Origin of the sequence: Pseudomonas sp. F(2018) (assembly GCF_005508865.1) — a bacterium.
GTDB lineage: Bacteria > Pseudomonadota > Gammaproteobacteria > Pseudomonadales > Pseudomonadaceae > Aquipseudomonas.
Genome location: NZ_SCOM01000002.1, coordinates 1,207,404 through 1,231,411, shown reverse-complemented (window position 1 = coordinate 1,231,411; position 24,008 = coordinate 1,207,404). Strand labels below are relative to the sequence as shown.

Below are 24,008 nucleotides of genomic sequence, written 5' to 3'. Positions count from 1 at the left end.
CAGCTCGTTGGCCAGCTGTTCGATGGACAGGGTGGTGCGGTCGATCACCGCCAGGCCTTCGCGGGCGGCGGCATCGGCGCCACGGGCGGCATCGGCGGCCTGGGAGGCGTTGTTGGCCACGTCGTGGGCGGTGGCGCTCATCTCCTGGGAGGCGGTGGCCACCTGGTCCACTTCACGGAACTGCTGCTGCATGCCAGCGCTGGTCTGGCTGGCGATGGCGGCGGACTGGTCGGCGGTGCTGCGGGCGTCCTGCACCGAGCGTTTCACGTCGGCGATGATCGGCTGCAGCTTGTCGAGGAAGCGGTTGAACCAGCCAGCCAGCTCGCCCAGCTCGTCCTGCCTGGCGTAATCCAGGCGCCTGGTCAGGTCGCCTTCGCCGCTGGCGATGTTCTTCAGCATGCTGGCCACGCCGAGGATCGGGCGGGTGACGCCGAGGGCGGTCAACCACATCAGGGCGATGCCGATGAGGATGGCGATCAGCGCCAGCACCACGGAGAAGGTGGTGTCGCTGGTACGGCGCTCGTCCAGCTGCTTTTCCAGCGCCAGAGCCGGGCCGAGCAGGGTGGCCTTGGGCACTTCCAGCAGCACGCCCCAGGACTTGGCCTCGGGGATCGGCAGCAGCGGCTCGAACACTCGCAGGTTGCCCTCCAGCTCGAGGAACTGGGCCTGGCCGCCGCTCAGCATCTGGGCGATCTGGCCGCCCTGGTTGGGGAAGGCGCTGGTCAGCGGCTTGCCCAGCTGGCCCGCGTCGCGGCTGTGCCCGGCGAGCAGGCCGGCGGCGCTGATGATGCTGACATGGGCCTGGCCGTCGTACAGCTCGCTACTGGCCTTCTGGCTGAATTGCTGCAGGCTCTCCAGGCTGATGTCCACGCCCATCACGCCGATCACCTTGCCGTCCTGCTCCAGGGGGAAGGCGATGCTGGTCATCAGTACCTGCTTGCCGTTGACATCGTCGAAATAGGGATCGAGCACGCAGGCGCGCTTGCTGTCGCGGGGGCAGGTGTACCAGGCGTTGTACGGCGCTCCACTGGGGCCGGCGGTGGTGTCGCCCAGCTGCGCCTCGTCCATGGTCTCGGACTCCAGGGTGCCCGGCGTGCTCTGCGACCAATAGAGGGAGAAGCGCCCCTTGTCGTTGCCACCGACCTCGGTGATGCCGGCGAACAGCTCGTCCTTGCCGTCCAGGCCGTTGGGCTCGAACACCAGGTACAGGCCGAGCAGGTTGGGGTTGGCCTCCAGGGCCGAGCGTACCTGGCGGGTCATGTCTTCGCGCAGGTCGAAGGCGTCGAGGAAGCGCTTCTCGGCCTGCTCCTTGAGGAACAGCACCTGGCGCGAGAAGCCCTTGCCGTACTGGTAGGCGTCCATGAAGTAGCGCTGGATGCGGATGCCCTGCAGCTCGCCGCGGGCGGCCATGCGCAGGCGGGCGGACTCTTCCAGCATCTCGCTGCTGGAGGTCTTCACCAGCGCGGCGCTGTGTGTGGACTGGTACAGCGAGGCCCCCACCAGCATGGTCACGATGGCCAGCAGACAGAGACCGGCGAGTAGGGTGATTTTCCACTGGATGGACAGGCGCGACAGCATGAAGGGGTCCTTTCAAAAGTCAGACTTGCTGGTCATTTATCGGTGTTTTCGTCAATAACTTGACCGGTGCCAACCGATTTAATGAGCCACTTGAGCTTTTTCGATGAAGCTTCTGAATTACAGGCAAGAATTGTGCTCAGCCCCGGCGTTCCGCGCATCGCCTGCGTTTTGACAGAGCCTGACCGATCGGGCAGAGTTCGCGCCCTTTCCCGGGCGCGGCGCGTGTCGGGTAGCCTCTTTATCGTAGTTGGAGCTCCTCATGAACGCAGTCGTTGCCGCGGTCGGCATCATGCTGATCCTCAGTCTCTGCCGGGTGCATGTGGTCATCGCGCTGATCGCCGGCGCCCTGGCCGGCGGCCTGATCGGTGGGCTGGACCTGCAGGCCAGCCTGGCCGCCTTCAACAAAGGCCTCGGCGGCGGTGCCAACGTGGCGCTGTCCTACGCGCTGCTCGGCGCCTTCGCCGTGGCCATCTCCAAGTCCGGCCTGGCCCATGCCCTGGCGGACAAGGCGCTGGCCATGGTCGGCCGCCAGCAGGAGCGCGGCGGCGATCTGGTGGGATGGCTGCTGATCGGCCTGCTGCTGGTGGTGTCGGTGTCGTCGCAGAACATCCTGCCGATCCACATCGCCTTCATTCCGCTGCTGGTCCCGCCGCTGCTCTATGTGATGGCGCGCCTGCGCATGGACCGCCGCCTGGTGGCCTGCGTCATCACCTTCGGCCTGATCACACCCTACATCTTCCTGCCGGTGGGCTTCGGCAACATCTATCTGAACGAGATCCTGCTGGCCAGCGTGCGCAAGGGCGGCGTGGATACCGCCGGCGTCAGCGTCACCCAGGCCATGCTGCTGCCGGCCCTGGGCATGCTCTGCGGCCTGCTGGTGGCAGTGTTCCTCAGCTACCGTGGCAAGCGCGACTACGACATCCAGCGCATCGAGCAGGTGGAGAAGGTGGCGGTGCAGTACAACCCCTACAGCCTGCTGGTAGCTGGCGTGGCAGTGGCCGCCGCCTTCGCCGTGCAGTTGTGGCTGGACTCGATGATCATCGGTGCCCTGGTGGGCTTCGTGATCTTCTCGGTGTCCGGCGTGGTGCGCTGGCGCGAGGCCGATGACCTGTTCACCGAAGGCATGAAGATGATGGCCATGATGGGCTTCATCATGATCGCCGCCGACGGCTTCGCCGAGGTGATGCGCGCCACTGGCGAGATCGACAGCCTGGTGGGCTCGGCCTCCCACTGGATCGGTCACAGCCAGGCCATCGGCGCCCTGATGATGCTGCTGATCGGCCTGCTGGTGACCACCGGTATCGGCTCGTCCTTCTCCAGCGTGCCGATCGTCGCGGCGATCTTCGTGCCGCTGTGCGTGCAGCTCGGCTTCAGCCCGCTGGCCATCGTCTGCATCGTCGGCACCGCCGGCGCCCTGGGCGACGCAGGCTCGCCGGTGTCCGACTCGACCCTGGGCCCGACCGCCGGCCTGAATGCCGACGGCCAGCACGACCATATCTGGGACACCGTGGTGCCGACCTTCCTGCACTACAACCTGCCGCTGCTGGCGTTTGGCTGGATCGCCGCGATGGTGCTGTAATAACTGCAGACACGACTTCAGGCTGAAACGGGGTTGCCGATAACACGGCAACCCCGTTTTGCTTTCTGCGGATCTGCCCAAAAGGAAGGGATCATGCGTCTTACCCTGAAAACCAAAGTGCTGCTGTTGGCCCTGGTGCCGGTCATTCTGTTCGCCCTGGTGCTGAGCGGCGCGGCGGCGAAGATCCTCGACGACCTGGCCGAGGACGAAGTCGCGCAGACCCGCGAGCGCCTGGTGGAGGAAAACCGCCAGGAGCTGAAGAACTACATGCAGATCGCCCTCGGCTCGGTGCAGAGCCTGTACGACGGGGCTGCCCAGGGCGATATGGCCAGCCGCGAGCAGGCCATCGCCATCCTGTCCAAGATCAAGTACGGCAAGGACGGCTACTTCTTCGGCCACGACTCCAGCGTGGTACGCCTGTTCCGTGGCGACAGCCCGGTGGACGTGGGCAAGAACCTGTCCGACCGCAAGGACCCCAACGGCGTCTACGTCAACCGCGAACTGGTGCGGGTGGCCAAGGACGGCTCCAACTACGTGGAATACAGCTCGCCGCTGCCCACCGACGAGAGCGTGCTGGTACCCAAGCTGGCGTACAGCTACTACCTGCCGAAGTGGGACCTGGCGCTGGGCACCGCCGTCAACCTGGACGGCGTCGCGGCCGAGGTGGCCGAGGTCGAGGCGGCCATCCAGGAGCGCGTCGGCACCATCCTCACCAGCATCCTGGTGATCGCCGCGGTGATGCTGCTGGTATTCGGCGTGGCCGGCCTGGCCTTGAGCAATGCCTTCCTGCGTCCGCTGCAGCTGATCAAGGAAAACCTGGACGACATCGCCGCCGGGGAAGGTGACCTGACCCGCCGCCTGCCGGTGGCCGGCGATGATGAGCTGGGCCAACTGGCCGGTTCGTTCAACCGCTTCGTCGAGAAGATCCACGGCCTGGTGCGGCAGATCGCCGAGATGACCACCCAGCTGACCGGCCTGGTCGGCGAGGTGGCGGCCCAGGCGCAGCGCTCCGAGCAGGCCATGGAGCGCCAGCGCCACGAGACCGACCAAGTGGCCACGGCGATCAACGAGATGTCCGCCGCCGCCCATGAGGTGGCCAAGAGCGCCCAGGGCGCCGCCGAGGCCGCGCAGCAGACCGACCACGAGGGCCAGGCGGCGAAGAAGGTGGTCGACGGCAGCATCACCCGCATCCACGCCCTGGTCGGCGACATCCGCGAGAGCGGCCAGTCGCTGGATAGCCTGCAGCAGGACGTGCAGTCCATCGTCAGCGTGCTCGGCGTGATCCGCTCCATCGCCGAGCAGACCAACCTGCTCGCGCTCAACGCCGCCATCGAGGCGGCCCGGGCCGGCGAGGCCGGACGCGGCTTCGCCGTGGTGGCCGACGAGGTGCGTGCGCTGGCCAGTCGCACCCAACAAAGCACCCAGGAAATCCAGGGCATGATCGATCGCCTGCAGCAGGGCACCCAGGCCTCGGTCACCGCCATGCGCCGCTCCAGCGATGCCGGCGAGATCACCAGCGAGCAGGCCAACCAGGCCGGCTCCTCGCTGGATGCCATCGCCGGGCTGATCGGCACCATCAACGCGATGAACGCGCAGATCGCCAGCGCCGCCGAGGAGCAGACCGCGGTGGCCGAGGAGATCAACCGCAGCGTGCATCAGATCGCCGTGGCCGTGGACAGCGTGGCGGATGAGACCCGCCACGGCGCCGCCACCGCGCGCAGCCTGTCCGACCTGGGCGAGCGCCTGGGCAGCCTGGTGCGGCAGTTCCGCATCTGAGACTGGTGCTGTGAAAGAAGGCGCTGCGGCGCCTTTTTTCATGGCCGCGCCGGGATAAAAAGGCCGCACTTTGCCGTCGCGTTGGGGGACTAAGCAGGAACAGCCCTGTCAGGCGGTCGCCCAATGCCTTCGTCCCGCGTCGAACACAAAGCTTTTCTCGCCCTGCTGGTGGTAGTGACCCTGGCCTTCGCCTGGATCCTCCTGCCGTTTTATGGCGCGCTGTTCTGGGCCGTGGTGCTGGCCGTGCTGTTTGCCCCGCTACAGCGCCGCCTGGCCCTGCGTATCGGCGGGCGCGGCAATCTGTCGGCGCTGATCACCCTGTGCGTGTGCCTGCTGGTGGCGATCCTGCCGGTGATCGTCATCACCCTGATGCTGGTGAACGAGGGGGCGGCGGTGTACCAGCGCATCGAGGCCGGCGAGCTGGATGTCGGTGCCTTCGTCGCCCAGGGCAAGGACATGCTGCCACAGGCCATCCAGCGCCAGCTCGACCGTCTCGGCCTGGGCAATTTCGACGGCCTGCGCGACCGCGTCGCCCGCGTCGCGCTGGAGGGCAGCCAGTTCCTGGCGACCAAGGCGTTCGCCATCGGGCAGAACACCTTCGAGTTCGTGGTCGGCTTCTTCGTCATGCTCTACCTGCTGTATTTCTTCCTGCGCGACGGCCCGGAACTGGTGCGCACCGTGCGCAGCGCCGTGCCGCTGGCCGAGGGCCTCAAGCGTCGCCTGCAGATCAAGTTCACCCGGGTGGTGCGCGCCACGGTGAAGGGCAATATCGCCGTGGCGGTGGTGCAGGGCGCGCTGGGCGGGTTGATCTTCTGGATATTGGGCATCAGCAGCCCGCTGTTATGGGGCGTGCTGATGGCGTTTCTGTCGCTGCTGCCGGCGGTGGGCTGCGGGCTGGTGTGGGGGCCGGTGGCGTTCTATCTGCTGGCGCGTGGCGAGCTGTGGCAGGGCGTGACGCTGATCCTGTTCGGCGTGCTGGTGATCGGTTTGGTGGACAACCTGCTGCGGCCGATCCTGGTGGGCAAGGACACGCGCATGCCGGACTACGTGGTGCTGATCTCCACCCTCGGTGGGCTGACCCTGTTCGGTCTTAACGGCTTCGTCATCGGCCCGCTGATCGCCGCGCTGTTCATCGCCAGCTGGGACCTGTACCGCAACGGCAGCCAGACGCCTCGGTTGCCCTGAATCGCAGGCAGAAAAAACCCGGCCAGCGCCGGGTTTTTTATTGCTGCTGACCTCAGTGGGCCACGGCCACCAGGCCGGCGTGCTGCACCAGTTCCAGCAGCGGCTGCGGATAGACGCCGAGGAAGAAGGCGAGCAGGGCGACGAACAGCAGCATGACGCCGCCGGCGCGCTGGCCCCAGTTGAACGGCGCGTCGTGGCGCTTGAGGTTGGGCTCCTGCAGGAACAGGGTGACCATCACCCGCAGGTAGTAGAACACGCCGATGGCGCTGCCCAGGATCAGCGCGCCGAGCAGCCACCACTGTTGCGACTGCACGCCGGTGGCGACCACATAGAACTTGCCGATGAAGCCAGCGGTCAGCGGGATACCGGCCAGCGACAGCATCATCACGGTGAGCACGGCGGTCAGGTACGGACGGCGCCAGAACAAGCCGCGGTACTCGTACAGGGCGTCGGCGTCACGGCCGCTGTAGGGCGTGGACATCAGGGTGATCACGCCGAACGCGCCCAGGCTGGTCAGCACGTAGGTAGCCAGGTACACGCCGATGGCTTCCTCGGCCAGGCCCTTGCTGGCGATCAGGGCGATCAGCAGGTAGCCGAAGTGGGCGATGGACGAGTAGCCGAGCAGGCGCTTGAGGTTGCTCTGCAGCAGGGCCAGCAGGTTACCGAACAGGATCGAGGCGATGGCCAGCACGGTCAGCAGCTCGTTCAGCCAGCCACCGGCGGCTACCGGGGAGATCTGGTACAGGCGCAGCAGCACGGCGAACACCGCCACCTTGCTGGCGGTGGCCAGGAAGGCGGCGACCGGCGCCGGCGCGCCCTCGTAGACGTCCGGGGTCCACAGGTGGAAGGGCACCAGCGACAGCTTGAAGGCCAGGCCGATCAGCATCATGCCGAAGCCGGCCTGGGCGATCAGGCTTGGCAGGCCGTCGGCGGCCAGCTTGGCGCCGATACCGGCGAAGCTCAGGCTGCCGGATTCGGCGTAGAGCAGGGCCATGCCGAACAGCAGGAAGGCTGAGCCGGCGGCGGACAGCACCATGTACTTGATGCCGGCTTCCAGCGAACGCTTGTTGAAGAAGGCGTAGGCGATCATGCCGTAGGTCGGTACCGACAGCAGTTCCAGGCCGATGAACAGACCCGCCAGATGCTGCGCGCTGACCAGCACCAGGCCGCCGGCGGCGGACAGCAGCATCAGCAGGTACAGCTCTTCGCGGTTGCCCGGGTAGCCCAGCTTGCCCGATTCACCGCCCAGGTAGGCGTGGATCAGGGTGGTGCAGGCCAGCGTGGCGGCCAGCACCAGCGCCATGTAGTAGCAGGCGAACTTGTCCACCAGCAGCAGCGGGGTGACCTGGATCGGCGTCACGCTCACGGCCGGGATCACCGACAGCAGGGCCAGGTTGAGGCCCAGTACCGAGAGGATGAAGGTCCAGGAGTGGTTGCGCTTCCAGGCGATGGCCAGCATCACCACCACGACGGTGGCGCTGGTGACCAGCAGCGGCAGTAGCGCGATGAAGTGTTGAGTCGTCAGTTCCATAGCGCTTGATTACCGGACCGAGGCGAGTTGAGTGAGGGCACCGCTGAACCACTGCTGCACGCCTTGCATGCTGGCGGCGGAGGTGTCGAGCACCGGTTGCGGGTAGACGCCGAGGAGAATCAGCAGCACGGCCAGGCCCAGCACCATGTACAGCTCGCGAGCCTTCAGGGCCTGCAGCGGAGCATCGGACTTGGCCGGGCCGAAGTAGGCGCGGTGGATCATCGCCAGTGAGTAGACCGAGCCCAGCACCAGGCCGCAGGCGGCCAGGACCACGACCCACGGAGCGGCCGGGAAGCTGCCGATCAGGATCAGGAACTCGCCGACGAAGTTGCCGGTACCCGGCAGGCCCAGCGCGGCGGCGGCGAAGAACAGGCTCACCGCCGGCAGCCACGGCAGGCGTGCCCAGATGCCGCCCATCTCGCGCATGTCGCGGGTGTGCAGGCGCTCGTAGAGCTGGCCGCAGAGGATGAACAGCGCGGCGGCGGACAGGCCGTGGGCCATCATCTGCACCACCGCGCCCTGCAGGGCGACCTGGCTGCCGGAGTAGATGGCGATCAGCACGAAGCCCATGTGCGAGACGCTGGAGTAGGCCACTAGGCGCTTGATGTCGGTCTGGGCGAACGACAGGAAGGCGCCGTAAGCGATGGCGAACACGCCGAGCCACATGGCGATCGGCGCGAACTCGGCCGAGGCGTTGGGGAACAGCGGCAGGGCGAAGCGCATCAGGCCGTAGGCGGCGGTCTTCAGCAGGATGCCGGCGAGGTCAACGGAGCCGGCGGTCGGCGCCTGGGCGTGGGCATCCGGCAGCCAGGAGTGCACCGGCACCACCGGGAACTTCACGGCGAAGGCGGCGAAGAAACCGAGCATCAGCAGGTACTCGGTACCGGCCGGCAGGTCGGTCTTCAGCAGGTCGGCGTAGTTGAAGGTCAGCACGCCGGTGGCGTTGTAGTTGATCAGCACCAGGGCGAGGATCGCCACCAGCATGATCAGACCGCTGGCCTGGGTGAAGATGAAGAACTTGGTGGCGGCGTTGATCCGCGAATGACCCTTGCTGCCGCTGTGACCCCAGAGCGCGATGAGGAAGTACATCGGCACTAGCATCATTTCCCAGAAGAAGAAGAACAGGAACAGGTCGATGGCGAGGAACACGCCGACCACGCCACCGAGGATCCACATCAGGTTGAGGTGGAAGAAGCCGACGCGGTTCTGGATCTCGTTCCACGAGCACAGCACGGACAGCACGCCGAGCAGGCCGGTGAGGCAGATCATCAGCACCGACAGGCCGTCGAGGCCGAGGTGGATGCTGATACCGAGACGCTCGATCCACTGCACCTTGAACTCGGCAGCCCAGACCGGATCGGCACCGGGGGCCGGAGCCAGGCTGAAGTCGGCGGTGGCCCACAGCCACAGGCTGAGACCGAACAGCAGACTCATGGTCAGCAGGGCGATCCAGCGCGGCAGGGTGTTGCCGAGGCGATCACCCTGCCAGCACAGCAGGCCGCCGATGAAGGGAATCAGGATTAGCCAGGGGAGAATCATCAGGCTGTTTTCCTTAACTCAGAAAAATGAGGACGGCGAGTACCAGCACGGCACCCCCGGCAATCGAAGTGGCGTACCAGCGCACCTGACCGGTCTGGGCGCGAGCCAGCAGACCGTTGCCACCACGGGCCAGGCGCGGCACCAGGCCGATGCTCTGGTCGATCGGGTCACGGCCGAGCAGGCGGCAGATCAGCAGGTAGGGCTGCACGAAGACCTTGTCGTAGAGCCAGTCGAAGCCCCAGGCGGCGAACCACCAGGCCGACAGGAAGCGGCCCGGCGCGCTGGCGGCGACGGCGCTGACGAAGCGACGTTGGCCGAGGAACAGCAGGGCGGCGAGGAGGATGCCGGCCAGGGCGATGGCACCCGAGGCGATTTCCAGGCCGTGCTTGGCCTCACCACCGGCATGGCCGATGCTCTGCGGCAGCACACCGTGCAGCGGCGGGGTGATCAGCGCGCCGACGAAGGTCGACAGCACGATCAGGGTGGCCAGCGGCAGGTTGTGGGCGATGCCGTGACCGGCATGGGCCTCGGTCTTCTGCTCGCCGTGGAAGGCGATGAAGATCAGGCGGAAGGTGTAGATCGAGGTCAGGAAGGCACCGGCCAGGCCTGCGTACAGCAGCTCGCTGTGACCGCTGGCGAAGGCTTCCCAGAGAATCTCGTCCTTCGAGTAGAAGCCCGCGGTGACCAGCGGCAGCGCCGCCAGGGCCGCGCCGCCGACGATGAAGCTCGCGTAGGCCAGCGGCAGCTTCTTCCACAGGCCGCCCATCCTGAAGATGTTCTGCTCGTGGTGGCAGGCGTGGATCACCGCACCGGAAGCGAGGAACAGCAGGGCCTTGAAGAAGGCGTGGGTCATCAGGTGGAAGATCGCCGCGTCCCAGGCCTGCACGCCGAGGGCGAGGAACATATAGCCGATCTGGCTCATGGTCGAGTAGGCGAGGATGCGCTTGATGTCGGTCTGCACCAGGGCGGCGAAGCCGGCCAGCACCAGGGTCACGGCGCCGACGATGCCGACCAGCTCGAGAATCTCCGGGGTCAGCAGGAACAGGCCGTGGGTACGGGCGATCAGGTACACGCCCGCGGTCACCATGGTCGCGGCGTGGATCAGCGCGGAAACCGGAGTCGGCCCCGCCATCGCGTCGGCCAGCCAGGTCTGCAGCGGCAGCTGGGCGGATTTGCCCACGGCGCCGCCGAGCAGCATCAGGGTGGCGACCCACAGCCAGGTATCACCGGCCACGTACTTCTGCGGTGCCAGCACCATCAGCTCCTGGATGTTCAGGGTGCCAAGGTTCAGGAACAGGATGAACAGGCCGATCATCAGGAACACGTCGCCGATGCGGGTGACGATGAACGCTTTCAGCGCCGCGTTACCGTTGGGCACGTGCTTGTAGTAGAAGCCGATCAGCAGGTACGAGCACAGGCCCACGCCTTCCCAGCCGAAGAACAGCACCAGCAGGTTGTCGCCGAGAACCAGCAGCAACATGCTGAAGATGAACAGGTTGGTGTAGGCGAAGAAGCGCGAGTAGCCCTCTTCACCGCGCATGTACCAGCTGGCGAACAGGTGGATCAGGAAGCCGACACCGGTGACCACGCCGAGCATGGTGGCCGACAGGCCGTCCAGGTGCAGGGTGAAGCTCGGCGCCAGGCCGGCGACGTTCATCCACTGCCACAGCATCTGGGTGTATACGCCGCCCGCCGGCGTGTTGCCGAGGAACTGGAATACGACCCAGGCGGCGCTCAGCGCGGCCAGGCCGACCGAGCCGACGCCGATCACGGCGGCAGTGTTTTCCGAGAGTCGTCCGCGGGAGAAGGCCAGCAGGAACCAGCCGAGCAGCGGGAAGAGGAGGGTGAGGAATAGAAGGTTCATCCGCGCATCTCGCTGGCAGCGTCGACATCGAGGGTGTTGAAGCGGCGATACAGCTGCAGCAGGATCGCCAGGCCGATACTGGCCTCGGCGGCTGCCAGGGTGATCACCAGAATGAACATCACCTGGCCGTCGGCCTGCACCCAGCGGCTGCCGGCGACGACGAAGGCGAGGGCGGTGGCGTTCATCATCACTTCCAGGCTCATCAGCACGAAGAGGATGTTACGGCGCACCATCAGGCCGATCAGGCCCAGGCTGAACAGCACGGCGGCGAGGGCCAGGCCGTGTTCCAGAGGAACGGCATTCATACGGTCGGCTCCTTGGCTTCGTGGCGGCCCAGGTGGTAGGCGGCGACCAGGGCGGCGAGCAGCAGCATGGAGGCCAGCTCGACTACCAGCAGGTAGGGGCCGAACAGGCTGATGCCAACGGCCTTGGCGTCCACGGTCTCGAGACCGATGGCGGCGCCGCTCGGGCTGGCGAACAGGGCGTAGAGCAGCTGGCCCAGCAGCAGCAGGGAGAGAATGGCGGGACCGGTCCAGATGCCGGGTTTCAGCCATTGTTTCTCCTGCTCGGCAGCGGCCGGGCCGAGGTTGAGCATCATCACCACGAAGACGAACAGCACCATGATGGCGCCGGCGTAGACGATGATCTCCAGGGCGCCGGCGAACGGCGCACCCAGAGCGAAGAAGGTCGAGGCCACGGCCAGCAGCGAGACGATCAGGTTGAGCAGGGCATGCACCGGGTTGGTCCCGGTGATGACCATCACGGTAGAAGCCACGGCAACGCCCGCGGCGAGGTAGAAAGCAAATTCCATCATCCCCTCCTTAGGGCAGCAGGCCTTTGACGTTGATCGGTTCGGCCTCGTTCTGCGCGGCGCCTTTCGGCTTGCCGGCGATGGCCATGCCGGCGACGCGGTAGAAGTTGTAGTCCGGGTTCTTGCCGGGGCCGCTGATCAGCAGGTCTTCCTTCTCGTACACCAGATCCTGGCGCTTGTACTCGCCCATCTCGAAGTCAGGGGTGAGCTGGATGGCGGTGGTCGGGCAGGCCTCCTCGCACAGGCCGCAGAAGATGCAGCGCGAGAAGTTGATGCGGAAGAACTCCGGGTACCAGCGACCGTCGTCGGTCTCGGCCTTCTGCAGCGAGATGCAGCCGACCGGGCAGGCCACGGCGCACAGGTTGCACGCTACGCAGCGCTCCTCGCCGTCGGGATCGCGGGTCAGGACGATGCGGCCACGGTAGCGCGGTGGCAGGTAAACCGGTTCTTCCGGGTATTGCAGGGTGTCGCGCTTGCGGAAGCCATGGCCGAAGACCATCACCAGGCTGCGCAGCTGGGTCCAGGTGCCGTGCACCACATCCCATATGTACTTGAGCATTGCGTGTTTCTCCTTACTGGGCCGAGGCCAGCACGAGCGCGCCGGTCACCAGCAGGTTGATCAGAGTCAGCGGCAGGCAGAACTTCCAGCTGAACGCCATGACCTGGTCATACCGCGGGCGCGGAATCGACGCGCGCAGCAGGATGAAGATCATGATGAAGAAGCAGGTCTTCAGGGCGAACCAGATGAACGGGATCTGCGGCAGGATGCCGAACGGGCCGTGCCAGCCGCCGAAGAACAGGGTCACCAGCAGGGCCGAGATGGTCACGATGCCGATGTACTCGCCGACGAAGAACATGCCCCATTTCATGCCGGCATATTCGATGTGGTAACCGTCGGCCAGCTCCTGCTCCGCTTCCGGCTGGTCGAACGGGTGACGGTGGGTCACGGCGACGCCGGCGATGAAGAAGGTACAGAAGCCGAAGAACTGCGGAATGATGAACCACAGGTTTTCGGCCTGGTAGTCGACGATGTCGCGCATGTTGAACGAGCCGACCTGCGCCACCACGCCCATCAGTGCCAGGGCCAGGAACACCTCGTAGGAGATGGTCTGGGCCGAGGCACGCAGGCTGCCGAGCAGGGCGAACTTGTTGTTGCTCGACCAGCCGGCGAACAGCACGGCGTACACCGACAGACCGGCCATGGCAAAGAAGAACAGGATGCCGATGTTCAGGTCCGCCACGCCCCAGGTCGGGGTGACCGGGATGATGGCGAAGGCCATCAGCATGGCGGCGAAGGCGATCATAGGCGCCAGCATGAAGATGAACTTGTCGGCGAACGGCGGCGTCCAGTCCTCCTTGAAGAACATCTTCAGCATGTCCGCAGCGATCTGGAACATGCCGAACGGGCCCACGCGGTTCGGACCGTAGCGGTCCTGCCACCAGCCCAGCAGACGGCGTTCGACGAAGCTCAGCAGCGCGCCACAGACCACCACCACCAGCAGGATGACGATGGCCTTTAGGACGGCGATGAAGACGTCGAGCAGTTCAGGCGTCAGCCAGCTCATTGCGCGGCCTCCTGGGTTCCTACAAGACCGAGAGCGGTTGCAGTGGCGCCGGCGATGGCCGCCGGGATGCCGGCGAAGCCGGCCGGCAGGCCGACCAGGCCCAGGGCCAGGTCTTCGCTGACTTTCACCGGCAGGCGCAGGGCCTGGCCGGCGACGGTCAGGCTGATCAGCGCACCGTCGTTGACGCCCAGGCGATCAGCCTCGGCCTTGGCCAGGGCGACGTAGGCGGGCTGGATGCGTTCCTGCACCGGCGCGGCGCGGGAGGAGTTCTCCTCGCTGCCGAACAGGTGGTGGAACGGCACGACCTGCCAGGTGCCCTGGGCCGGGGCAAAGGCGCCCGGCACGGCGAACCAGGCCAGGGTCTTGCCCTGCGACTCGATCAGGCGCACTCCAGGGTCACCGGCACGCAGATGGCCGCCGACTTCGTCCTGGAACTTGTTCCAGGCCTGCGGCGAGTTCCAGCCCGGCGACCAGGCGAACGGAATCTGCTGACGGTCTTCCTTGCTGCCCGAATAGCCTTCCATGGAGAAGGCGAAGGCGGAGTCCTGGTCCTGCGGCTGACGCGGCTCGTGCACGCTGATGTTGGCGCGCATGGCGGTACGGCCGCTGTAGCGCAGCGGCTCACGCGCAAGCTTGAGGCCCTTGATGCGGAACGAGGCGCTGGGCGCGGCGTCCGTGATCGCGGCCAGCACGGAGCTGCTGGCGGCGACGGCGGCGGTGACCTGGTCCAGCTGGGTCCAGTCCACGGCCTTGCCCTGCAGGGTACTGTGCAGCGCGTGCATCCAGCGCCAGCCTTCGCGGACGAGGATGTTGCTGTCGTAGTAGCTAGGCTCGAACACCTGGAAGAAGCGCTGGGCGCGGCCTTCCTGGCTGACCAGGGTGCCATCGCCCTCGGCGAAGCTGGCGGCGGACAGCACCAGGTGGGCCTTGGCGGTGGTGGCGGTCTGCTGGTGGTCGGCGACGATCACCGCCTTGGCGGCGGCCAGGGCGGCATCGACCTTGGCAGCGTCGGCGCGGCGGTACAGGTCGTTTTCCAGCACGATCACGGCGTCGGCTTGGCCTGCGGTCAGAGCTTCCAGCGCAGCGTCTACCGATTCGCCGCCAAACAGGGCCAGGCCCATGCTGTTGGCTTCCGGTACCACCAGGCTGATGGAGGCATTCTTCTCGCGGTTCTTCAGGGCCTGGGCGATGTTCGCCGCGGCCTCGATGATGCTCTTCTCACCCAGCGAGGCGCCACTGACGATCAGCGGGCGCTTGCCGGCCAGCAGGGCGTCGGCGATAAGCTGCACCAGCTCGGCGGCCTCGTCGTCCAGGCCGGTGACGGCCGGGGCGCTCGGGTCGATGGCGTGGGCCACGGCGAAGCCGATGCGTGCCAGGTCGGCCGGGGCAGCGTGTACGCAGGCTTCGGCCACGTCGTCCAGGCGGGTGGCGTCGACGCTGGCGATAAACAGCGGGTTCAGCGCGTCCTGGGCCACGTTCTGTACGGCGGCCATGTGCCAGTCCTGGATCTTCATCGAGGCGGCGATTTCGGTGGCCTTGCCCTTGACCGACTGGCGCAGGGCCAGGGCGACGCGCGCGGCGGTCTGGGTCAGGTCTTCACCGAGGACGAACACGGCGTCGTGGTCTTCGATCTCGCGCAGCGACGGCACCGGCAGCGGGCCGTTCTGCAGCACGTCGCGGATCAGGCGGATGTTTTTCAGCTCGACGGCGGCGATACCGCTGTAGAAGTTGGCTTCGCCAACCAGCTCGCGCAGGGCATAGTTGCCTTCCAGGCTGGCGCGCGGCGAACCGATGCCGATCACGCGCTTGCCCTTGAGCAGCTCGGCGGCCTTGTCCAGCGCAGCGTCGATGCCCAGTTTGGCCTCGCCGAAGAGCGGCTGGCGTGGACGGTCTTCGCGGTTGGTGTAGCCGTAGCCGAAGCGGCCGCGGTCACACAGGAAGTAGTGGTTCACCGAGCCGTTGAAGCGGTTCTCGATGCGGCGAATCTCGCCGTAGCGCTCACCGGGGCTGATGTTGCAGCCGCTGGAGCAGCCATGGCAGATGCTCGGGGCGAACTGCATGTCCCACTTGCGGTTGTAGCGCTCGGAGTGGGTCTTGTCGGTGAATACGCCAGTCGGGCAGACCTCGGTGAGGTTGCCGGAGAATTCGCTCTCCAGCACGCCGTCTTCGACGCGGCCGAAGTACACGTTGTCGTGGGCGCCGTAGACGCCCAGGTCGGTGCCGCCGGCGTAGTCCTTGTAGTAGCGCACGCAGCGGTAGCAGGCGATGCAGCGGTTCATCTCGTGGGAGATGAACGGGCCGAGCTGCTGGTTCTGGTGGGTACGCTTGGTGAAGCGATACCGGCGCTGGTTGTGGCCGGTCATCACCGTCATGTCCTGCAGGTGGCAGTGACCGCCTTCCTCGCACACCGGGCAGTCGTGCGGGTGGTTGGTCATCAGCCACTCGACGACGCTGGCGCGGAAGGCCTTGGACTCTTCGTCGTCGATGCTGATCCAGGTGTTGTCGGTCGCCGGCGTCATGCAGGACATGACGATGCGGCCGCGCTTGTCGTTTTCATCGGTGTACTGCTTCACCGCGCATTGGCGGCAGGCGCCGACGCTACCGAGCGCCGGGTGCCAGCAGAAGTAGGGGATGTCGAGCCCGAGGGAGAGACAGGCCTGCAGCAGGTTGTCCGCCCCATCGACTTCGAAATCTTTGCCGTCTACGTGGATAGTGGCCATGGTTCAGGTTTCTTCTTTACCCGCCGAAGCAGGCTTGGCTAATGGAATCACGGTTGCTTCGCGGCCGCGGCCGCGAGGCCAATGCTTCAGGCCGGCGCGAACTGCGCGGCGGCCGGTGCCGGAATGGCCGAGCTGGATACGCCAGCCTCGAACTCCGGACGGAAATACTTGATCGCACTACCCAGCGGTTCGACGGCACCCGGTGCATGGGCGCAGAAGGTCTTGCCGGGGCCGAGGAAGTTGACCAGGCCGAGCAGGGTGTCGATGTCCTGCTGGGTGCCTTGCTTGTTTTCCAGGGCGCGGAGAATCTTCACGCTCCACGGCAGGCCGTCGCGGCATGGGGTACACCAGCCGCAGGACTCGCGGGCGAAGAACTCTTCCATGTTGCGCAGCAGCGAGACCATGTTGACCGAGTCGTCCACGGCCAGGGCCAGGCCGGTACCCATACGGGTGCCGACCTTGGCGATGCCGCCGGCGAACATGGCTGCGTCCAGGTGCTCGGGCAGCAGGAAGCCGGTGCCGGCACCGCCGGGCTGCCAGCATTTGAGCTTGTAGCCGTCACGCATGCCGCCGGCATAGTCCTCGAACAGCTCGCGGGCCGGGATGCCGAACGGCAGTTCCCACAGACCGGGGTTCTTCACCTTGCCGGAGAAGCCCATGAGCTTGGTGCCCATGTCTTCGCTGCCCGGGCGGGCCAGGGTCTTGTACCAGTCGACGCCGTTGGCGACGATTGCCGGCACGTTGCACAGGGTCTCGACGTTGTTCACGCAGGTCGGCTTGCCCCACACGCCGACAGCGGCGGGGAAGGGTGGCTTGGAGCGCGGGTTGGCGCGGCGACCTTCCAGGGAGTTGATCAGCGCGGTTTCTTCACCGCAGATATAGCGACCGGCGCCGGTGTGGACGAACAGCTCGAAGTCGAAGCCGCTGCCGAGGATGTTCTTGCCCAGCAGACCGGCGGCCTTGGCTTCATCGATGGCGCGGTTCAGGTTGGCGGCCGCGTCGACGTATTCGCCGCGCAGGAAGATGTAGCCGCGGTAGGCCTTGAGCGCGCGCGCGGAGATCAGCATGCCTTCCACCAGCAGGTGCGGCAGCTGCTCCATGAGCATGCGGTCCTTCCAGGTGTTCGGCTCCATTTCGTCCGCGTTGCACAGCAGGTAGCGGATGTTCATGGATTCGTCGGCCGGCATCAGGCCCCACTTCACGCCGGTGGGGAAGCCCGCACCGCCGCGGCCTTTGAGGCCGGAGTCCTTGACCGTCTGCACGATGTCGGCCTGAGCCATTTCGCTCAGGGCCTTGCGCGCGGCGGCGTAGCCGTTCTTCGCCTGGTATTCCTCCAGCCATACCGGCTGGGCGTCGTCACGCAGGCGCCAGGTCAGCGGATGGGTCTCTTCGCTGCGGGCGATGCGGTTGATCGGGCCTACGGAAGTCAGCGTTTTCATGCGTAGGACTCCAGCAGCTGGGCGATGCCGTTGGCATCGAGGTTGCCGTAGGTGTCGTCGTCGATCATCACCGCCGGAGCCTTGTCGCAGTTACCCAGGCAGCACACCGGCAGCAGGGTGAAGCGGCCGTCGGCGGTGGTCTGGCCGGGGACGATGCCGAGCTTGTCCTTGAGGCTGCCGAGCAGGTTCTCGTGGCCGCCGATAAAGCAGGTCATGCTGTCGCACACGCGGATCACGTGGCGGCCGACCGGCACGCGGAAGATCTGGCTGTAGAAGGTGGCCACGCCCTCGACGTCGCTGGCGGGGATGCCAAGGATGTCGGCGATGGCGTAGATGGCGCCGTCCGGCACCCAGCCACGCTGCTTCTGCACGATCTTCAGGGCTTCGATGGACGCCGCACGCGGGTCCTCGTAGTGGTGCATTTCATGTTCGATGGCATCGTACTCGGCCTGGCTGAGTTCGAAGCGGTCGGTTTGGATCAGGTCAGTCTGGCTCATGTGATTAACGGTCCACGTCGGCCATAACGAAGTCGATGCTACCCAGGTAGGCGATCAGGTCCGCGATCATGCTGCCGCGGATCACCGAGGGGATCTGCTGCAGGTGCGGGAAGCTGGGCGTCCGGATGCGCGTGCGGTAGCTCATGGTGCTGCCGTCGCTCGTCAGGTAATAGCTGTTGATGCCCTTGGTCGCCTCGATCATCTGGAAGCTTTCGTTGGCCGGCATGACCGGGCCCCACGAGACTTGCAGGAAGTGGGTGATCAGGGTCTCGATGTGCTGCAGGGTGCGCTCTTTCGGCGGCGGCGTGGTCAGCGGGTGATCCGCCTTGTACGGGCCTTCCGGCATGTTGCGCAGGCACTGGTCGATGATGCGGATGCTCTGGCGCATCTCCTCGACGCGGACCATGCAGCGGTCGTAGGCGTCGCCGTTGTGGGCCAGCGGTACTTCGAACTCGAAGTTCTCGTAGCCGGAGTACGGGCGCGCCTTGCGCAGGTCGAAGTCCAGACCGGTGGAGCGCAGGCCGGCGCCGGTGACGCCCCATTCCAGCGCTTCCTTGGTGTTGTACTGGGCCACACCTTTGGTACGGCCGATCAGGATGCTGTTTTTCAGCGCGGCCTTGGTGTATTCGTCGAGGCGCTTGGGCAGCCAGTCGACGAATTCCTTGACCAGCTTGTCCCAGCCGCGCGGCAGGTCGTGAGCGACGCCGCCGATGCGGTACCAGGCCGGGTGGAGGCGGAAGCCGGTGATGGCCTCTATCACCTTGTAGGCGCGCTGGCGGTCGGTGAAGGTGAAGAACACCGGGGTCATGGCGCCGACGTCCTGGATATAGGTACCCAGGAACAGCAGGTGGCTGGTGATGCGGAAGAACTCGGCCAGCATCACGCGGATAAAGTCGACGCGGTCCGGTACCTTGATCCCGGCCAGCTTCTCGACCGACAGCACGTAGGGCAGGTTGTTCATCACCCCGCCGAGGTAGTCGATACGGTCGGTGTAGGGGATGAAGCTGTGCCAGGACTGGCGCTCGGCCATCTTCTCGGCGCCACGGTGGTGGTAACCGATGTCCGGGACGCAGTCGATGATCTCTTCACCGTCCAACTGCAGGATGATGCGGAACGCACCGTGCGCGGACGGGTGGTTCGGGCCGAGGTTGAGGAACATGTAGTCCTCGTGCTCGCCGTGGCGCTTCATGCCCCAGTCTTCCGGCTTGAAGCGCGCGGCTTCTTCTTCCAGCTGCTGCTTGGCCAGGGTCAGGCTGAACGGATCGAATTCGGTGGCGCGCGCCGGGTAGTCCTTGCGCAGCGGGTGACCTTCCCAGGTCGGCGGCATCATGATGCGGCTCAGGTGCGGGTGGCCCTGGAAGGTGATGCCGTACAGGTCCCAGACCTCACGCTCGTACCAGTTGGCGTTGGGCCAGATACCGGTGACTGTGGGGACGTTGAGATCGCCTTCTTTCAAGGCGACCTTGATCATGATGTCGCTGTTACGCTCGACCGACATCAGGTGATAGAACACGGTGAAGTCGGCGCCCGGCAGGCCGCGGCGCTGGGTGCGCAGGCGCTCGTCGATGCCGTGCAGGTCGTACAGCATGACGTAGGGGCGCGGCAGGTTGCGCAGGAAAGTCAGCACGTTGATCAGACGATCACGGGCGACCCACAGCACCGGCATGCCGGTACGGGTGCTCTGGACGGTGAAGGTCTCGGCACCAAAACGGGAATTCAGCTCGATGACCACATCCTGGTCATCGGCCTTGTAAGGTGGAACGGACAGAATGCTGTCTGCAGTCATGGTCTCGGTCGCTATCGGCGGTGTACGGCGTCAGTGAGCAGGCGAAAGAGCCGGCTCACACTTCGTCGGGGCTGCGCAGGTTGGTCACAGCGATGCGCTGTTCGCGGCGCTGCTCCTTTTGCGAAGGCATTTCGGCACGGTAGATGCCTTGGTCGCCGACGACCCAGGACAGCGGACGACGCTCCTGACCGATGGATTCCTGCAGCAGCATCAGGCCTTGCAGGAATGCCTCGGGACGGGGCGGGCAGCCGGGAATGTAGACGTCCACCGGGAGGAACTTGTCGACACCCTGAACGACCGAGTAGATGTCGTACATGCCGCCGGAGTTCGCGCAGGCGCCCATGGAGATCACCCACTTGGGTTCCAGCATCTGCTCGTACAGGCGCTGGATGACCGGGGCCATCTTGATGAAGCAGGTGCCGGCGATGACCATGAAGTCGGCCTGGCGCGGGGACGCACGAATCACTTCCGCACCGAAGCGGGCGATATCGTGGGGCGCGGTGAAGGCCGTGGTCATTTCCACGTAGCAGCAGGACAGACCGAAGTTGTACGGCCACAGGGAGTTCTTGCGACCCCAGTTCACCGCACCGTTGAGAACATCCTCGAGCTTGCCCATGAAGATGTTCTTGTGGACTTCATCCTCCAGCAGTGGATCGGCTACGGTCTCCCGCTCGCCGATCGGGTACTGCTCGTTGGGAGCGTCCGGATCGATCCGAGTAAGTTTGTATTGCATCGCCAAAGCCTCATTGTTTTAGCTTCGCCTGCCGATTACGACGGCCCTCGGGCGCCCAGTCGAGCGCGCCGATACGCCAAAGGTAGACAAGACCAGCCAACAGAATTGCTATGAAAACTGTAGCCTCGATCAGGCCGGCCCAGCCGCTTTCGCGCACCGAGACAGCCCAAGCGAAGAGAAAGAGGGCTTCAACGTCGAAGATCACGAAGAGCATCGCGACCAGATAGAACTTCGCTGATAGGCGCAGGCGCGCACTGCCGACCGGCAGCATGCCCGACTCGAACGGATCGTTCTTGCTGCGCCCCCAGGCCTTGCTACCGAGCAGGCTGGAAAGGCCGAGCATGAAAGCGATGAGTCCGAAGACTCCGAGCAGGAATACAGCAAAAGCCCAGTTATGGGACATGGTCGTTACCGCATCAGGCATGCCGGGGCTCCTTGGGTAAAGGGGCGGCTTTTTAATAATGGTAGAGCAACCTGATGGTGGCTGCCCTGCAGAGTAGTGGCGGCAATTTTATGCGCGCATGGCGCGTTAAGTAAATTTTTCCGAATAAAAAAATGAACGGCCGTTCCGTTCTGTTTGTTCATCTATCGGTGTCACGCCCCGTGTGGCGGGGCCTGCGCAAGGCTCTACGGCTTTGGTCTTATGGTGTTTCGTTATTCGGATGACGCTTTTTCGAAAGAGTCTGTCGGGAATTGTTTACATCTGCGGGCTTAATTGATGCGTGAATGGAGAGCAGCGTTGTTATTTTGCCGGCAGAACCTCTATTTTCGCTGGCTGATATAGCTCGGCGAGCTGCGCCGGCTGTCCACGGCGAAGATCAATGCGCCACCGCGCAATGCGGCGACGGCCTGGTCACGATCGGCCTCGGCCAGTACCAGGCAGCCGTGGCTGCGGCCTGCCACGCCGTGGCGCCTAACGAAATCCTCCTCCATGTAATCGCGAGCGTGCAGCACGATGGCGCGTCGCTCGGCGTTGGCGTTGCTGTCGCTAAGGCCCAGTAGGCGCATGGATAGCCCATGGCCGGGTTCTTCGCTGACATACACGGTGCTGGTGCGAAACACGCCGAGCGAGCTGGCGTGGCTGCCCTCGGCATCGGAAAAGGAGTCGGCATAGCCGTCGTGGTCGGGATCGGAGCCGCGCCCGTGGGCCACCCGATAGCTGTCTACCAGGCGCAGGCTGTCGCGCTCGAACAGCAGGAAGCGTGGCTGGCTGGAGTGGCGGGCGTAGTCGATGACGGCGAAGTGTTGATGCCGATCATCCTGCAGTTGCTCGAGGATGCCGCTGGCAATGGCGTCGGGGAGCAGGTGCTGCAGATCGTCGGCGGCTGCGCCGGTGCTGCAGAGGGCGAATAGGCAAATTGCCAGAAGGTTGCGCATGACCGCTTCCATCGAAGGGATGCGGTCTTGGTACGCCAGGGGCGGCGCTTTTGGCAAGGGCGGAAACGACGAAGCCCCGGCATTGCTGCCGGGGCTTCGTCTGATAACACCTGCGGCTGGGCCGCAGAACCGGTTCCTATTAGTGGAACTGGTTCATGGTGTTGTCTTTACCGCCTGCCTTCAGGGCAGCTTCACCAGCGAAGTACTCTTTGTGAGCGTCGCCGATGTCGGAGCCGGACATGTTCTGGTGCTTAACGCAGGCGATACCCTGACGGATCTCCTGACGCTGAACGCCTTTCACGTAGGCCAGCATGCCTTGGTCTGCGAAGTAACCTTTGGCCAGGTTGTCGGTGGACAGCGCGGCGGTGTGGTAGGTCGGCAGGGTGATCAGGTGGTGGAAGATACCGGCCTGAGCGGAGGCGTCGCGCTGGAAGGTGCGGATCTTCTCGTCGGCAACCTGGGCCAGTTCGGTCTCGTCGTACTCGGCGCTCATCAGCTTGGTGCGGTCGTAGGCGGAAACGTCTTTGCCTTCGGCAACGAAAGCGTCGAACACTTGCTGGCGGAAGTTCAGGGTCCAGTTGAAGGACGGGCTGTTGTTGTAGACCAGCTTGGCGTTCGGGATGACCTTGCGGATCTCGTCAACCATGCCTTTGATCTGGCCAACGTGCGGCTTCTCGGTTTCGATCCACAGCATGTCGGCGCCGTTCTGCAGCGAGGTGATGCTGTCCAGTACGCAGCGAGCTTCGCCGGTACCCTGACGGAACTGGAACAGGTTGGAAGCCAGACGCTTCGGACGCAGCAGCTTGCCTTCGCGCTTGATCACGACGTCGCCGTTGCCCAGGTCGGCAGCGGAGATTTCTTCGCAATCCAGGAAGGAGTTGTACTGGTCGCCCAGGTCGCCCGGCTCGTTGGTCACGGCGATCTGCTTGGTCAGGCCGGCACCCAGGGAGTCGGTACGAGCAACGATCACTCCGTTGTCGATGCCCAGCTCGAGGAAGGCGTAGCGAACAGCGTTGATCTTGGCCAGGAAGTCAACGTGCGGAACGGTGACTTTGCCGTCTTGGTGGCCGCACTGCTTCTCGTCGGAAACCTGGTTTTCGATCTGGATGCAGCAAGCACCGGCTTCGATCATTTTCTTGGCCAGCAGGTAGGTGGCTTCGGCGTTACCGAAACCAGCGTCGATGTCGGCGATGATCGGGACTACATGAGTCTCGTGGTTGTCGATCTGAGCCTGGATTTCAGCTTCCTTGGCCTTGTCGCCAGCGGCGCGGGCGGCGTCCAGGGCGGTGAACAGCAGGTCCAGTTCACGGGCGTCGGCTTGACGCAGGAAGGTGTACAGCTCTTCGATCAGGCTGGAAACCGAGGTTTTCTCGTGCATGGACTGGTCCGGCAGCGGGCCGAAGTCAGAACGCAGGGCAGCAACCATCCAGCCGGACAGGTAGAGGTAGCGCTTGTTGGTGGTCTTAAGGTGCTTCTTGATCGAGATCAGCTTCTGCTGACCGATGAAGCCGTGCCAGCAGCCCAGGGACTGGGTGTAGACGGACGAGTCGGCGTCGTACTCGGCCATGTCTTTGCGCATGATGTCAGCGGTGTACTGAGCGATTTCCAGGCCGGTCTTGAAGCGGTTCTGGGCGCGCATACGAGCGACGTATTCCGGGTTGATCGCGCTCCAGCTGCTGCCTGCAGCTTCTTTCAGGGCGGCAACGGCTTTGATGTCGTTTTGATAAGCTGACATGGTCAATCCTTCAAAGTATGAGTTTGGTTGAGCACCGACTTCCCACCCAAAACCAACGTGCAAACAAAGCTTGCAGTGTTGCGGGCGACACAGGACGTACTTCGAGATATTGACGGGGACGAGAGTGTTGCGGAGAGGAGGAGAGGACGAAACGAGACAGTTCGAGGAGCAGATTCGCGGCTTGCCGGCTCGTGGAAACCGTTGGGCGATGCGGGTCTGGTCAAACGATCTGGCTAATAACGCTAAGGCTTCCCCGTCCCTCAGGACAACTTACGTTCCAGTCGCAACCTCGT

At 64.9% G+C, this 24,008-nt stretch carries 18 protein-coding genes and 2 pseudogenes; 4 read left to right on the top strand and 16 right to left on the bottom strand.

Annotation, left to right across the window (positions count from 1 at the left end):
• Positions 1–294 precede the first annotated feature (294 nt).
• Positions 295–1,260 (bottom strand): annotated as a pseudogene (locus tag FFS62_RS23680) (HAMP domain-containing protein); the annotation flags it as partial.
• A gap of 577 nt (positions 1,261–1,837) precedes the next feature.
• Here FFS62_RS23680 and FFS62_RS13870 point away from each other — a divergent pair.
• The 4 genes and pseudogenes from FFS62_RS13870 (at position 1,838) to FFS62_RS13860 (ending at position 6,118) form a co-directional block, all read left to right on the top strand.
• Positions 1,838–3,157, top strand: coding sequence for a Na+/H+ antiporter family protein (locus tag FFS62_RS13870; protein ID WP_137973374.1), 1,320 nt, complete (start codon positions 1,838–1,840; stop codon positions 3,155–3,157).
• A gap of 93 nt (positions 3,158–3,250) precedes the next feature.
• Positions 3,251–4,075 (top strand): annotated as a pseudogene (locus FFS62_RS23675) (cache domain-containing protein); the annotation flags it as partial.
• Between the two features lie 36 nt (positions 4,076–4,111).
• On the top strand, positions 4,112–4,933 hold the full coding sequence (locus tag FFS62_RS23670; protein ID WP_371920129.1) for a methyl-accepting chemotaxis protein: 822 nt from the start codon (positions 4,112–4,114) through the stop codon (positions 4,931–4,933).
• A gap of 123 nt (positions 4,934–5,056) precedes the next feature.
• Complete coding sequence (locus FFS62_RS13860) at positions 5,057–6,118, top strand: AI-2E family transporter (protein ID WP_137973373.1); 1,062 nt, start codon at positions 5,057–5,059, stop codon at positions 6,116–6,118.
• Positions 6,119–6,170: 52 nt separating this feature from the next.
• Here the strand turns inward: FFS62_RS13860 and nuoN are convergent, their stop codons facing one another.
• The 15 genes from nuoN to FFS62_RS13785 form a co-directional block, all read right to left on the bottom strand.
• Entirely contained in the window at positions 6,171–7,649 is a 1,479-nt protein-coding gene (gene nuoN, locus FFS62_RS13855) for an NADH-quinone oxidoreductase subunit NuoN (protein WP_137973372.1), read from the bottom strand.
• A gap of 9 nt (positions 7,650–7,658) precedes the next feature.
• Positions 7,659–9,188 carry an NADH-quinone oxidoreductase subunit M gene (gene nuoM / locus FFS62_RS13850; protein ID WP_137973371.1) on the bottom strand — a complete coding sequence of 510 codons (1,530 nt, stop codon included), beginning with the start codon at positions 9,186–9,188 and terminating at the stop codon, positions 7,659–7,661.
• Positions 9,189–9,201: 13 nt separating this feature from the next.
• Positions 9,202–11,052, bottom strand: coding sequence for an NADH-quinone oxidoreductase subunit L (gene nuoL / locus FFS62_RS13845; RefSeq protein WP_137973370.1), 1,851 nt, complete (start codon positions 11,050–11,052; stop codon positions 9,202–9,204).
• Positions 11,049–11,357: an NADH-quinone oxidoreductase subunit NuoK gene (gene nuoK / locus FFS62_RS13840; protein WP_043311287.1), complete on the bottom strand. Its 309-nt coding sequence runs from the start codon at positions 11,355–11,357 to the stop codon at positions 11,049–11,051. Before nuoK ends, nuoL begins: the two co-directional genes overlap by 4 nt.
• Positions 11,354–11,863, bottom strand: coding sequence for an NADH-quinone oxidoreductase subunit J (gene nuoJ, locus FFS62_RS13835; protein WP_043311288.1), 510 nt, complete (start codon positions 11,861–11,863; stop codon positions 11,354–11,356). Before nuoJ ends, nuoK begins: the two co-directional genes overlap by 4 nt.
• A gap of 10 nt (positions 11,864–11,873) precedes the next feature.
• On the bottom strand, positions 11,874–12,422 hold the full coding sequence (gene nuoI, locus FFS62_RS13830) for an NADH-quinone oxidoreductase subunit NuoI (protein WP_043311290.1): 549 nt from the start codon (positions 12,420–12,422) through the stop codon (positions 11,874–11,876).
• Between the two features lie 13 nt (positions 12,423–12,435).
• Positions 12,436–13,428 carry an NADH-quinone oxidoreductase subunit NuoH gene (nuoH, locus tag FFS62_RS13825; RefSeq protein WP_137973369.1) on the bottom strand — a complete coding sequence of 331 codons (993 nt, stop codon included), beginning with the start codon at positions 13,426–13,428 and terminating at the stop codon, positions 12,436–12,438.
• Positions 13,425–16,148 (bottom strand): NADH-quinone oxidoreductase subunit NuoG, encoded by a 2,724-nt coding sequence (gene nuoG, locus FFS62_RS13820; protein ID WP_137973368.1) that lies wholly within the window; start codon positions 16,146–16,148, stop codon positions 13,425–13,427. Before nuoG ends, nuoH begins: the two co-directional genes overlap by 4 nt.
• Before the next feature lie 86 nt (positions 16,149–16,234).
• Positions 16,235–17,587, bottom strand: coding sequence for an NADH-quinone oxidoreductase subunit NuoF (gene nuoF, locus FFS62_RS13815; RefSeq protein ID WP_137973367.1), 1,353 nt, complete (start codon positions 17,585–17,587; stop codon positions 16,235–16,237).
• Positions 17,584–18,084, bottom strand: a complete 501-nt coding sequence (nuoE, locus tag FFS62_RS13810; protein WP_043311295.1) for an NADH-quinone oxidoreductase subunit NuoE — start codon at positions 18,082–18,084, stop codon at positions 17,584–17,586. Before nuoE ends, nuoF begins: the two co-directional genes overlap by 4 nt.
• 4 nt (positions 18,085–18,088) lie before the next feature.
• Positions 18,089–19,870 (bottom strand): NADH-quinone oxidoreductase subunit C/D, encoded by a 1,782-nt coding sequence (nuoC, locus tag FFS62_RS13805; protein WP_137973366.1) that lies wholly within the window; start codon positions 19,868–19,870, stop codon positions 18,089–18,091.
• A 55-nt stretch (positions 19,871–19,925) separates the two neighbouring features.
• Entirely contained in the window at positions 19,926–20,603 is a 678-nt protein-coding gene (locus FFS62_RS13800; RefSeq protein ID WP_137973365.1) for an NADH-quinone oxidoreductase subunit B family protein, read from the bottom strand.
• A gap of 10 nt (positions 20,604–20,613) precedes the next feature.
• Positions 20,614–21,027 carry an NADH-quinone oxidoreductase subunit A gene (locus FFS62_RS13795; RefSeq protein ID WP_021700254.1) on the bottom strand — a complete coding sequence of 138 codons (414 nt, stop codon included), beginning with the start codon at positions 21,025–21,027 and terminating at the stop codon, positions 20,614–20,616.
• 338 nt (positions 21,028–21,365) lie between these two features.
• Positions 21,366–21,980 (bottom strand): murein L,D-transpeptidase catalytic domain-containing protein, encoded by a 615-nt coding sequence (locus FFS62_RS13790; RefSeq protein ID WP_137973364.1) that lies wholly within the window; start codon positions 21,978–21,980, stop codon positions 21,366–21,368.
• Between the two features lie 139 nt (positions 21,981–22,119).
• On the bottom strand, positions 22,120–23,715 hold the full coding sequence (locus FFS62_RS13785; protein ID WP_137973363.1) for an isocitrate lyase: 1,596 nt from the start codon (positions 23,713–23,715) through the stop codon (positions 22,120–22,122).
• Positions 23,716–24,008 lie beyond the last annotated feature (293 nt).